Annotated in this window: 11 protein-coding genes; 9 read left to right on the top strand and 2 right to left on the bottom strand. The window is 50.7% G+C overall.

All coding sequences use genetic code 11. The features are described 5' to 3' along the window. Nucleotides 1–18: 18 nt before the first annotated feature. Both M3194_RS26285 and M3194_RS26280 read left to right on the top strand, forming a co-directional pair. Nucleotides 19–630, top strand: coding sequence for a DUF47 domain-containing protein (locus M3194_RS26285; RefSeq protein WP_251657069.1), 612 nt, complete (start codon nt 19–21; stop codon nt 628–630). A 29-nt stretch (nt 631–659) separates the two neighbouring features. Next, nucleotides 660–1,655 carry an inorganic phosphate transporter gene (locus M3194_RS26280; protein WP_251657068.1) on the top strand — a complete coding sequence of 332 codons (996 nt, stop codon included), beginning with the start codon at nt 660–662 and terminating at the stop codon, nt 1,653–1,655. Between the two features lie 61 nt (nt 1,656–1,716). On the opposite strand, the gene M3194_RS26275 is transcribed toward M3194_RS26280, so the two are convergent. Both M3194_RS26275 and M3194_RS26270 read right to left on the bottom strand, forming a co-directional pair. Then, entirely contained in the window at nt 1,717–3,066 is a 1,350-nt protein-coding gene (locus tag M3194_RS26275; protein ID WP_251657067.1) for a lytic polysaccharide monooxygenase, read from the bottom strand. A gap of 443 nt (nt 3,067–3,509) precedes the next feature. After that, entirely contained in the window at nt 3,510–4,079 is a 570-nt protein-coding gene (locus M3194_RS26270) for a hypothetical protein (RefSeq protein ID WP_251657066.1), read from the bottom strand. Between the two features lie 343 nt (nt 4,080–4,422). Between M3194_RS26270 and M3194_RS26265 the strand changes: the two genes are divergently transcribed. From M3194_RS26265 to M3194_RS26235, 7 genes are all read left to right on the top strand, one after another. Then, the gene (locus M3194_RS26265; RefSeq protein ID WP_015842506.1) at nt 4,423–4,713 is read left to right on the top strand and encodes a YerC/YecD family TrpR-related protein; all 291 of its coding nucleotides are present in this window, start codon (nt 4,423–4,425) and stop codon (nt 4,711–4,713) included. A 4-nt stretch (nt 4,714–4,717) separates the two neighbouring features. Beyond that, entirely contained in the window at nt 4,718–5,482 is a 765-nt protein-coding gene (locus M3194_RS26260; RefSeq protein WP_251657065.1) for a sirohydrochlorin chelatase, read from the top strand. Between the two features lie 35 nt (nt 5,483–5,517). Further along, complete coding sequence (locus M3194_RS26255) at nt 5,518–6,432, top strand: diacylglycerol kinase (protein WP_251657064.1); 915 nt, start codon at nt 5,518–5,520, stop codon at nt 6,430–6,432. A 114-nt stretch (nt 6,433–6,546) separates the two neighbouring features. Then, nucleotides 6,547–8,064: a 23S rRNA (uracil(1939)-C(5))-methyltransferase RlmD gene (gene rlmD, locus M3194_RS26250; RefSeq protein ID WP_251657147.1), complete on the top strand. Its 1,518-nt coding sequence runs from the start codon at nt 6,547–6,549 to the stop codon at nt 8,062–8,064. Between the two features lie 153 nt (nt 8,065–8,217). Further along, nucleotides 8,218–9,588, top strand: a complete 1,371-nt coding sequence (locus M3194_RS26245) for a spore germination protein (protein WP_251657063.1) — start codon at nt 8,218–8,220, stop codon at nt 9,586–9,588. A gap of 30 nt (nt 9,589–9,618) precedes the next feature. After that, nucleotides 9,619–10,722 carry a GerAB/ArcD/ProY family transporter gene (locus tag M3194_RS26240; protein ID WP_251657062.1) on the top strand — a complete coding sequence of 368 codons (1,104 nt, stop codon included), beginning with the start codon at nt 9,619–9,621 and terminating at the stop codon, nt 10,720–10,722. Next, entirely contained in the window at nt 10,719–11,810 is a 1,092-nt protein-coding gene (locus M3194_RS26235) for a Ger(x)C family spore germination protein (protein WP_251657061.1), read from the top strand. The genes M3194_RS26240 and M3194_RS26235 overlap by 4 nt, the downstream gene beginning before the upstream one ends. The last annotated feature ends 348 nt before the right edge of the window (nt 11,811–12,158 follow it).

Here is a 12,158-nt window from a genome sequence, read left to right as displayed (position 1 = left end):
CGGGTAAAGGGGATTAAGATGTTTAAGAAAAAGGATATTTTCTTTAAAACGTTTGAGGAAATGGCTGATACTCTGGTTGATGCAATTGAATATTTCGCAAGCGGTGTTTCGAACCTGTCGGATGTCACTCAGTTCGCCAAAACGATGAAAGAGCATGAGAGCAGAGGCGACCAATACGTACATACCATTCTGAAAGAACTGAACAAAACGTTCATTACCCCAATTGAGCGGGAAGATATTATGGCATTAACTTCGTCTCTCGACGATGTGCTTGACGGTATTGAAGCTTGCGCATCGCGGTTCGAGATGTACAATATTCAAGAAAAAGACGAGTACATAACGCTCTTTGGCGATATTCTGCTTCGTTCGGCTAACCAGATCAAGAAAGCCATCTACTTGTTGACTGACAAAAAGCTCTTGGCTATCCGTGAGCCGAATATTGCGCTTAACGAGCTGGAGAATCAGGCGGATGACCTGCTCCGTGTCAGCATCAAGAGCCTGTTCACGAATGTGACCGACCCTATTGAACTGATGAAACGCAAAGAAATCTACGAGATGTTGGAGCAAACGACCGACTACTGCGAAGACGTAGCGAATACGCTGGAATCGATCATTATGCGCAACAGCTAAGCTTACACGGAGAGTAGGAGTCAATTCAAATGGATTCAATCACATTATGGATGGTTGTCATATTAGCGCTCGGCTTTGACTTTATTAACGGTTTCCACGATACGGCGAATGCCATTGCAACAACCGTATCGACCCGCGCGCTAAAACCAAGGGTTGCTATCATTATGGCAGCCGTAATGAACTTTGTTGGTGCAATCACGTTTACCGGCGTTGCGAAGAAAATCGGCAGCGGCGTCGCAAACCCGGCCGATCTGCCAAACGGGGTAGAAATCGTTATAGCCGCGTTATTATCGGCGATCATTTGGAACTTGCTTACCTGGTGGTTCGGTATTCCGTCCTCCTCGTCGCATGCCCTGATCGGTTCCCTCGCGGGTGCCGTAGCATCGGGAGCAGGCTTCGATGCGATTAATGCAAGTGGTTTTGTCGATATCATTAAAGCGCTTATCTTCTCGCCATTGATTGCCTTTACGATTGGTTTCATCATCATGTGGATTTTAAAAATTATATTTGCGAAGACAAGCCCTCATCAGGTGAACAAAGGCTTCCGCTTCGGACAGATTCTGACTGCGGCATTCCAATCGTTCTCGCACGGTACGAATGACGCTCAGAAGGCGATGGGTATTATTACTTTCGCTCTGGTAGCGGGCGGCATTCAGGATCACTTTGAGGTTCCCCTCTGGGTTAAGCTGTCGGCAGCACTCGCTATGGCGCTTGGTACATCCATTGGCGGCTGGAAAATCATCAAGACGATGGGCACCAAGATCTTCAAGATTGAACCTATTAACGGCTTTGCGGCTGATATTGGATCCGCTGGCGTTATCCTGTCGGCTACCGTGATGGAGCTGCCGGTCAGCACAACGCATGTTATCACTTCGTCGATTCTCGGCGTAGGCAGCGCGAAGCGCTTCTCCAGCGTCCGCTGGTCGCTTGCCGGCAAGATTGTTGTCGCTTGGGTCATCACGATTCCGATTACAGCGATCTTGGCAGCAGCTATCTATTGGGTAATCGATCAAATTTTCTTTTAAGAGATAAGGAAAGTGCCGGGGATGGATTCCCCGGCACTTTTTTGTTTTCGACCAAACCTGCTTATTGAAGCTGCCAAAGCGCAGGTACATTCGCCGGCTCCCACCCCGTTAATGATGTATGGGCCTGCAGGCATTTGTAAGTTGAGCCATTGTAGGTGACTAGCGCGCCTACCGCGTAGGAAGTATTGGCAGCCCAGGCGGGAGCACCCGTGGAAGCGGCGGTCGTGCCGCTGACCGTGCTTGCCGTAGATTGGTTGCCTGACGCATCGATGGCATAGACCGAGAAGCTGTAGGCTGTGCTTGCCGCAAGTCCGGTCACCGTATAGGATGTTGCGCTGCCGGAGGTGGTTGTGACGAGTGTCGAGCCGTTGTAAATTTTATAGCCGGCAACGGCTACATTATCGGTAGACGGGCTCCACATCAGCATCAAGCTGGAGGAGGTTGGAGCGCCCATAATATGAAGTCCGCCAGGAGCGGAAGGTGCAGTCGTATCGACGGCAGGCGGCGCTGTTGTTGTGACGCTTAAGCTGTTGCTGGCGCCGGATTCGTTCCCGGCAGCGTCAATAGACTTGACTGTGAAGGTATAGGCCGTGCTTGCGGTCAAGCCGGTAACGGTATAGCTTGTTCCCGTGCTTGAGGTGGTTGCCGCTAGAGTAGTGCCTCTATAGATTTTGTAGCCGGTTACGCCAACATTATCGGTTGACGCGTTCCAGGACAAGGTCACGCTGGTGGCTGCCGTGGCAGTTGCAGCAAGCGAAGTTGGTGCCGAAGGAGCTGTCGTGTCGACCGGATTTGTTCCCGTGAAATTCACGTCGATTACGTTATAGAAGGCGTTGGCGGTATCGGCAACTTCCCAAACGGCGAGAATGACCTGATAACCGCTGCGCTGAGGAACGTTACAGGTGTTGGAGTAGCTGAAGGGCGGCTGTGCACCGTTATAGGCAACGGAGCAGAATGGCGTCAGGTCAAACGAATCGCGGGTAAGCGCGGCATTCGGGTTCCAGGTTGGCTTGGTGATGTAATACTTCCAGCTTGCGGTGGAGTGGTTCGCCGTCAGCTTCCAGGTGAAGGTATTCGTGCCGGAGGAGATGTTTACTTTCGCCCAGCGGGTTGCGGATTGTTCGTCAAGCTTTGGAAAAGCTCCGTTTGCGCTGGCGATTTTACCGTCGGCAGGTCCTGCGGCAGGGAAGCCCTTTGGCGCTTCCAAGCTTTGCGGTTCATACACGATAGCTCCGCAATCGGTATTGGCTCCGCTTTTGCACAGCGCTGCCCGGCTGGCGGGTCCTTCCACATAGCCATGCGAATACGCTTTGTCCTTCGTGAATAGCATCGAGATGGCGGTGAGCACGAGGAGAGCGCAGATCATCAATAGTTTTGCTGGAGCAGGCCGCGATAATCGAAATACGGTCATTATTTATTCCTCCTAAGAAATTGGTTTATATAAACTCTGCGAGCTTATATCGGCCAAACGGGCAGGATTGGGTATGTATGCTGCAGCGGCTTAGGGTGGAACTGGTGGCGGGGGATGGAAGGGTAGCATGAGAAGAGGTGGGGCAGAACAGGTGGATAAAAGTTATAAGGTTATAATGATTGTAGGTGAAGTTAAGGAATTCCTCATGAGTCTTTTGGATTAAAATTCCAAAATTATGAAGGTTATGGTCAAAAACGAGAGCCGTCTGTGCAAAAATCCGGAATAGCGGTTCGTAGCAAGAGGCCTGATTGGATTTTTCGACATTGCGGTTAGGTCAAAGGTCATGTAGGGGCTTGGACAGATATGTCATCACTCGACAAAATAAAAAAACCACTCCGATTACAGCTAAGGCTGCAATCGGAGCGGTTCATCATACTTTGTAATTAGCGTTGCCGCTTCCGCTTGCGGCGGCGGCCTGCGGAGCCGGTTGGTTTCTTGCGGCGTTTGCGTTTCTTCGGCACGACTTCAATATCGTCGTCCAGGGAGTCGCTGCTGGAGTCTTTTTTGAAGGAGCCGAAAATAACCTTGACGAGAGGAGCCATCTGCGACACACTGGATACGACCTTTTGAACCTTGCCGACTGTGGTCAGAATGCCGTCCAGACCGCCGATCCGGTCGACAAAGCCTTTAATGTCAGTCAAGCTCGGCATGTTAAAGCTGCCGGATTTGGTCGTTGTTGTCGCCTCCACCAGTTCTGCCGCTGTTGCCGGTACAACGACAGGCAAGCTGTCCTCTGTTTGTATAATAGTCTCTTCGGTTGAAAAGACAGGAGGCGCAGGTGGAATCGGCGCGCCGTCGGTACCGAAGCCAAGGGGGTTCTGGAAGCTGTTCATTCCCTGGCTCGCTTGATTCCGAACATAGCCGCGCCGGTGATGGCCGCTATGCGGCGAGTGCGGCGGATACTGGTGAGGGTTTGGATGCCCGCCTCCACCAGGGTAGTTCCGGTAATTCACGCGGATCACAACCTTTTATCAAAGTTTATGGAACAATGGCTTCCCTACTCCGTCCGCTTCCATCCGGGGCGGTCAGCCTGCACGCAAGGCCCGGTCCCGTATGCCGTATAGGGAAGTATTCTTGGTATTAGTCTATGGCATAGGCAAACGTGGCGATTGGACGAATGACCCGATTTTACATAAATAATGTGGATAATAACCTACGGGCTTCTCTTCCATCCTGTAAAGCGTGAATACGGTGATGCTTGAAAAAGCCCCCTAAAAAAGCTACAATGAGAGCATTAGACATTAATGATAATGCCTGAAATGCGCGTGTAATCACGCCCCCGAGGAGTGGATGATAATGCAGCTTAAGAAGCTGAACGATAAAGCGATTGACCAATTATTCGAAGCCATCCTGACATTGAAATCGGTCGAGGAATGCTATATCTTTTTTGATGATTTGTGCACGGTGAATGAAATCCAGTCGCTGTCGCAGCGTTTGGAAGTGGCGCGCATGCTCGGCAAGGGCAGCACGTATAACCAAATCGAGGCAGAGACCGGCGCAAGCACGGCGACGATCTCCCGGGTTAAGCGTTGTTTGAATTATGGCAACGATGGGTATAAAATGACTTTAGAGCGTTTAGGCAGATAGTGTCATGAAACCAGGCATTCTCGTGATCAGTCATGGTTCGAGAGAAGCAGAATGGGTTCGGCTGGTTGATCAGGCGGTAGAGGCTGCAGCTGCTTCTGCGCGTGTGCCGGTTTATTCTTCTTTTCTCGAAATCGTTGAAGGCCGTTTGATTCAGGATGGTATAGATGCGTTAGAGCAGCAGGGAGTTACGGATTTATTCGTACTGCCTTTGTTCATTTCGTCCGGCAGCACGCATGTCGATGAAATCGGGCAGGCATTTGGTCTGCCGCCGGCAGCCGAGCTTGAAGGCGATCTTGGAACCTTTCGGGTGAACGCCAAGGTTCATTACGGCATGCCGATTGACGATGATCCCGATATTGCGGAGCTGCTGCTGTCGAATATTAAGCCGCTGTCTATCGATCCTGAAGCAGAGACGGTCATGCTCATTGCCCATGGAAGCAAGGAAAAGGTCTTTCATGAGCGCTGGCAGCACGGTCTGAACCAGCTCGGGGAACGGCTGCGGAAGCTGGGCGGCTTTGCCCACTTCGCGACGGCGATGCTGCTGCCTGATCAGGCGGCGGATCATTTGAGAGCTCTGCAAGAGGAGCGTCCGGATGAAGCGGTGATCGTCGTTCCTTTGTTTTTGAGCAAGGGTTATTTTACGAATACGGTCATTCCATCGCGGTTACGAGGTCTGGATTACCGGTATAACGGGCAGGCGATGCTGCCTCATCCGGCAATTGAGCGGTGGCTGGAGCGGCGAATGACGGCCTGGCTTCAGGCGAAGTAAATGACCGTCTTTTGAAAGAAATGGTGGGTTAATCGATGAAGCGTGCAAGATTGATTTACAATCCGACATCGGGAAGAGAAGAGATGAAGCGGCGTCTCCCGGATATTCTGCAGAAGCTTGATCAGGCGGGTATCGAAACAAGCTGCCATGCGACAATTGGGGCAGGCGATGCTACGCTTGCCGCAGCGGATGCGGCGGACCGGGATTATGATCTGATCATCGCGGCGGGCGGTGACGGGACGATCTATGAGGTCATTAACGGGCTTGCGAATAAGCCGAATAGACCTCCGCTTGGTATTTTGCCGCTTGGGACAACGAACGATTTTGCCCGGGCGATGGGCATCCCGAAGCATTGGGAATATGCCTGCGATCTTATTATTCAGAATTACACGCGGCCGATTGACGTTGGTCAAGCGAATGAGCGTTATTTCATTAATATTGCCGGAGGCGGCTCTCTGACCGAGCTGACCTATGATGTGCCGATTAAGCTGAAGACGATGATCGGGCAGCTGGCGTATTATTTGAAAGGCTTAGAGAAGATGACCCGCTTAAGCCCGACGGAGCTTGTCATTGAAGCAGAGGGTGTGGGCAGCTTCCATGAGGAATTTATGCTGTTCCTCATTTGCAACAGCAACTCGGTTGGCGGATTTGAGAAGCTGGCGCCGGATGCAAAGCCTGATGACGGGCTGTTTGACGTTGTGCTTCTGAGGAAGTGCAACCTTGCGGAGTTTATCCGGATTGCTACGCTTGCGCTTCGGGGCGAGCATTTGAATGATTCCCATGTCATTCATTTCCGGACCAATAAGATGAAGGTGACCTCGCCAAGTTATGTGCAGATTAACCTGGATGGTGAGTACGGCGGTACGCTGCCGTTTACGTTCTCGGTGCTGCCGTCGCATCTGCAGATTTTTGCCGATGAGCATGGCGAAGCTTCCTATCGGAATCGTTAATAGCAGTTGGAAGAAACCTCTAATAGTGAGCCTGGGGCTTGCTGTCGGAGGTTTATTTCTTTTATCAGATGCATTACACTATAGGGATAATAGCATGAGGAAGCGGGAGCAATGATGAATAGAAATCAAACGCGTAATGCGGGTTCAAATAGAAGAGGTAATACGCAGGCAGCGGCGGGCGGCCGGAAGAACGGAGGAGCGAGAAGGGCTCCAGCCTCGCAGGCCGTCGTAGATGCGCCGGTCCAAAAGAACGATGAAGTGGTTGTCGATATCATCGGTCTGACCCATGACGGAGAAGGAGTGGGCAAGGCTGACGGATATACCCTGTTTATTCAGGGGGCGCTCCCGGGGGAACGGGTAAGGGCCAAAGTGATGAAGGTAAAAAAAGCCTACGGCTACGCCCGCCTTCAAGAGCTGCTGGATGCAAGCGCGGACCGCGTAGTTCCGGTATGCGGTATCTACGACAAATGCGGCGGCTGCCAGCTGCAGCATATGGATTATACCGCACAGCTGAACTGGAAACGGCAGCATGTTGTTGATGCACTGGAGCGGATTGGGAAGCTGCAGATTGCGGGAGAAGCCGCGGCGGAGCCGGGCGGGATTATTGTTCATCCAACGGTCGGCATGAGCGAGCCTTGGCGTTACCGCAACAAAGCACAAGTGCCGGTAGGTGCTTCGGCGGGAGATGGGGAGCTGATCGCGGGCTTTTATGCCAAGGGCAGTCACCGCATTATCGACACGGACGAATGCCATATTCAGCATGACCGGAACGACGAAGTGGTCCGCATCGTGAAGACCATTGGACGCGAGCTGGGGGTACCCGCGTATGACGAGGAGTCCGGTCAAGGGCTGCTCCGCCATGTCATGACCCGGACGGGCTTTGTGAGCGGCGAGATTATGATCGTGCTCGTTACAAACGGGCGCAAGCTTCCTAAAGCGGAACAGTGGGTAGAGCGGATCCGCGCGGCGCTGCCGGAAGTGAAGAGTATCGTGCAGAACGTGAATACTCGCGATACGAATGTCATCTTTGGCGATGAGACCCGCGTGCTATGGGGCAGCGAGGTCATCTATGACGAGCTGGACGGCATCCGGTTCGCGATCTCGGCGCGGTCGTTCTATCAAGTAAACCCCGCGCAGACGGTTGAATTGTACCGTAAAGCCGTAGACTATGCGCAGCTTACCGGAACGGAGTCGGTTATTGATGCTTACTGCGGCATCGGGACAATTTCGCTCTTCCTCGCCCGCAAGGCCGGTCGCGTGTATGGCGTAGAGATTGTGCCTGAAGCGATCGAAGACGCGAAGCGCAATGCGGAGCTGAACGGCATTAATAATGCCTCCTTCGAGGCAGGACCGGCAGAGGTTGTTATCCCTCGTTGGCGCGAGGAAGGCATTATCCCCGACGTCATCGTCGTAGATCCGCCGCGCAAGGGCTGCGACCCGGCGCTGCTGGATACGATCCTGAAGATGCAGCCGGAGCGGGTTGTATATGTCAGCTGCAATCCATCGACTTTGGCGCGCGATCTTCGCACGCTCGAAGACGGGGGTTATAAGACGGTGGAGGTTACGCCGGTTGATATGTTTCCGTGGACGAGCCACGTGGAGAGCGTTGTGTGGATGAAGAAAATAGATTAATAAGATGACAAGAGGAGAGCGTCTCAACGAGACGCTCTCTTTTTTTATTGAATGCTAGAAAATCCACCCGCTTTTGAGCCATACATGCTTCGGATTATTTTGGAAAGAATAATCGATGACTCCATAATCAGGTAATTTGAGGAGGATGTAATATTGTCCGATATTCTTTCATCTCTATATAGTCTGAACGAAAGACAAGATTCGGTTCCTTTGCTGGATCTGTTAAGAGAAGCATTTGCGGATTCGAGCGATTTCAAAGCGGCGTTGGTTGGAACCGTTGAAGATGACGAATTGTATTTGTGCTACTTTCAATCCCTTTGCTCTGCGCAAAAGCTGGATTTTTTGCTGGTAGACGACAACGGGGGAGATTTGTCCTTTAGGCTTGCCCGATATAGCGGAGCCGGTCTGAGCGAGGGGGATTTTCAGCGCTGCGAAGCAGCGGTGTGCAACGGCTTTGCTATTCTATGCAAGCTGAAGTCATCTGAAGGTCTGATTCTGCAATTATCGGAAAATCAGCAAAGAGCCATCGGTTCTCCCATTACCGAAAATGTGCTACAAGGCCCGATGAATGCCTTTATCGAAAGTCTTGACGTGAACACCGCCTTGATCAGACAACAGATTCATTCTTCCAAGCTGAAAATGTGGGAAACCGTTATCGGCACGGCTAGTCATACACGCGTTGCCCTGTTTTTTTATGCGGATGCGATTGATCCTGACCTGTTGTCCCAGCTCAAAGAACGAATGGCGAGCATCCGGACGGAGGCCATTCAGGACAGCGCGCAATTCTTGCGTCTACTGATGTCTCGGAAAAGAATGCATCTGTTTCCCTTGGCGATATCCACCGAAAGACCAGACCGCGTCTCGATGGATCTGCTTAAAGGCAAGGCCATTATCATGATTGACGGGTCCCCGTTCGCATTAAGCGTTCCTTCGGTATATACCGATTTCTGGCATTCCCCCGAAGATAAATATGTAAATCCTTATGTTACTTATTTCCTTCTTACTCTGCGGTTTATGGCTATGTTCATTAATTTATTTCTTCCGGCTGTATACGTCGCGCTGACCTCAATAAATGTTGACGTCAATCGTCTGGAGATTAGTCTGGCAGCGGCTGCTAGCCGGGAAGGCGTGCCTTACCCTGTCTTCGTGGAGACGTTTCTTATGCTCATCATGATTGACTTTATAACGGAGGCTGGCTTGCGGTTGCCCAAAACCGTCAGCTCGACGGTTACCATGGTTGGGGGCGTAGTCCTTGGACAGGCGATCATCCAGGCGAATATCGTGAGCAACCTGCTTATTATCATTGTGGCCGCCACGGCCATTACAAACTTTATCGTGATTGATTACCAGATGGGGCTTGTACAACGGATTCTGAAGTATTTCATTGTAGTTGGAGCTTCCATCGCCGGACTTTTGGGCATTGTTTTCTGCTTTGCCTGTTTGACTATCTATCTTAGCTGCCTAGAAACGTTTGGGACTCCTTATCTTAATTCCTTATGGCCGAAGAAGAGAAAGCTGACCTAGCCATTTCATTCGATCTGAAAGGAGCGTATTATGAAGCGCTTATCAACCATCGGCGGTTATGACATGCTGGTCATTCAAATGCTGTATACAGGCGCGGCGGCAGGCTTCATCTACCCATGCTTCATCATTCGCAGCACGGAAGGGGCTTATTGGATTCCGTTAGTGATATGGGCAATTGGTGCTCTTCTTAGCTCTTGGATGTACAGCAGGCTGCTGGCTCGACTAAACGGAGAGAAGCTTTTAGCCCGAATAATTGCCTCTATAGGCGTGGTCTGGACATGTATCATCTGCTTGCCCGTATTTCTGTTTTTATTTGCGGCTCTCGTCACTATGCTGAGGGCATACTCGGAAATGATCACGATGACGATGCTTCCTACCACCCCGATAGCCTTTCTGAACGGAATGCTCCTTGCTCCGGCTGTACTCGCCTTAGCCGGGATGATGCCTATCGTGCGGGCGGCCAGGGTGTTTTTCCTGTTCACCGTGCTGTTAACTTTGGGGTTGTTGATTGTTGGTCTAAGCGATGTCCATTGGACGCTTGGTGCTCCATGGATCAGAACAAACGGCGACTTCTTCTACGATAAAAGCTTCTATGCCGGATCGTTTATGTGGATGGGGTTTGTTATTACATCGTTTATTGGACCCTATACAGGGCAGTCGGCACGGCGTGCCTGGAAGGCGTATGCGACGGCCATTCTGTGCGGGCTCCCTTTTATCGCCGGGCATATTTATTTGCCGATTGTGACTTTCGGGAGAGAATTAAGCAAGCGCCTGACATTCCCCTTCATTTCCAAAATGGATGCCATATCTCATTATTGGGTTTTGGTTGAGAACTTGACCGCTATTTTTGTATCCGTAACGATGTTCTACATTTTGGTTATTATGGCTCTGAAGCTGCGCGCCGTAGGCGAAATGTTTAGCGGCTTAATACCAAGGGCGAATATACGCATTATTTATGCGTTGGCCTTCTTGGCCGTATATACGGCAGCAACCCTGTTGACCTCCTGGAGGACTGTTGAAGAGATTACCCTATTAACAATCGGTTTCAGGCTCTATGTCATGTTTATTTTTCCTTTGCTTGGATGGCTTGCGCTGGCGTACGGCCAGAGAGTCGGGAAGGAAGAGAGCTTATGAACAGGAAAAGGTGTGGATGGAGGATTGTCAGCCTATTCGGTTTGCTTATGTTCCTAACAACCGGATGCTGGGATGCTAAAGATATCGATAACCGCATGATGGTTGGCGTTATGGGTCTTGAGAAGTCCTCCGGTTCTGATATTAACGTATGGTTTCGGTTTCCGTTGCCAAAGGGAACGCTTGCCATGTCGGAAAAAGATTTTTTTACGATGAGCCAATATGGGCAGACCGTTTCGGATGCGATGAACAAAGCGAAATACAAGCTGCCAAAAGCACTTGATCCTTCTTCTACCCGTGCGATTCTGGTGGATGAATCATTAGCCAAGTCGGGAATTGAACCCTATTTGGAATTTGCGGTAAGAGAGCGTTCCGTTCCGCTGGATGCCGTTGTAGCGATAATAAGAGGCGATATGGAGCGCATCTTTACAAGGACAAACCCTACTGGCGAGCTGTCGGGCATTTATACCAAGCTCTTTTTCGAAACTTACGCCGGAGGCGTTCCCAGAAAAAACAAAACGATGCTGTGGGAAGTATACGCTAAATTGTATAACCCCTTCCATGCCAATCTGATCCCCTTGCTAACGGAGGGAAGACAAAATTCCTTTGTTCTTGCCGGCAATGCGATATTCGTCAATGATAGGATTGTTGGAGAGTTAAACAAGGACGAGTCGCTTTTGTATGAAATTTTCACGCACCGGTTCCACGATTCGGAGGTTGAGCTGATGAGCAAATCGGATATTCGAATCGTAAATAATCATAGTCGCATCAAGACCGCTCTTCAGGATGGCAAGCCGATTATCCGAATCGATTGCTCGCTTGTCACAACGTTAATCGACAGCTCCCGTTCCCGGAAGCAGAATGCTCCGCAGATATTAGCCGAGCTGGAGTCTGATCTGAACAAGCACGCCAAATCCATGTTTGAGAAAACGCAGCGGGAAGGCGCCGATGTATTTGGCTTTGGCGATCGCTTCCGAAGCCGCTTGAAGCCTGCCGAGTATGAGAAATGGCCGGAGATGTTCAAGCGTGCGGAAATCAGCTATACGTTTCATATCGACTTGAGAAATACGGGATTGGAGTTTCTGGACTGAAGGTTATCTGTTCGACCAAATAACGATAATTTGGGTACCGGGGCTGCTGCAGCTCCGGTTTTTTTGTTAATTGGAACCAAATTTCAAAGGGTTCCGCGCTGAAATTGAACATATGAAAACCTTAGAAAGTTTAGGACTAAAAAATTAATATTGGGATGACAATTGTCGGAATTAACGGTGCTATAATGCAAATGGGGTAAGGCTGACCAGCTATTTTTGGGGAACTTTTTAGAAGAATTTTGCGGAAAGGAGTCATCATCTCTTGCGATGCGTAAATAGGAATCGAAAAGCCGCGATCCGTTAGCTTTTGGCGGGGCGCACGGACCGCGGCTTCTGAAGAAACCGGCT

Source organism: Paenibacillus glycanilyticus (assembly GCF_023715145.1).
Taxonomy (GTDB): domain Bacteria; phylum Bacillota; class Bacilli; order Paenibacillales; family Paenibacillaceae; genus Pristimantibacillus; species Pristimantibacillus glycanilyticus_A.
This window is presented reverse-complemented; position numbering and strand designations above follow the sequence as displayed.

Coding starts and splice junctions, on each gene's coding strand:
- M3194_RS26275 (WP_251657067.1), bottom strand. CDS start 3,066: ATGACCGTATTTCGATTATCGCGGCCTGCTCCAGCAAAACTATTGATG.
- M3194_RS26280 (WP_251657068.1), top strand. CDS start 660: ATGGATTCAATCACATTATGGATGGTTGTCATATTAGCGCTCGGCTTT.
- M3194_RS26260 (WP_251657065.1), top strand. CDS start 4,718: ATGAAACCAGGCATTCTCGTGATCAGTCATGGTTCGAGAGAAGCAGAA.
- rlmD (WP_251657147.1), top strand. CDS start 6,547: ATGAATAGAAATCAAACGCGTAATGCGGGTTCAAATAGAAGAGGTAAT.
- M3194_RS26235 (WP_251657061.1), top strand. CDS start 10,719: ATGAACAGGAAAAGGTGTGGATGGAGGATTGTCAGCCTATTCGGTTTG.
- M3194_RS26240 (WP_251657062.1), top strand. CDS start 9,619: ATGAAGCGCTTATCAACCATCGGCGGTTATGACATGCTGGTCATTCAA.
- M3194_RS26255 (WP_251657064.1), top strand. CDS start 5,518: ATGAAGCGTGCAAGATTGATTTACAATCCGACATCGGGAAGAGAAGAG.
- M3194_RS26285 (WP_251657069.1), top strand. CDS start 19: ATGTTTAAGAAAAAGGATATTTTCTTTAAAACGTTTGAGGAAATGGCT.
- M3194_RS26265 (WP_015842506.1), top strand. CDS start 4,423: ATGCAGCTTAAGAAGCTGAACGATAAAGCGATTGACCAATTATTCGAA.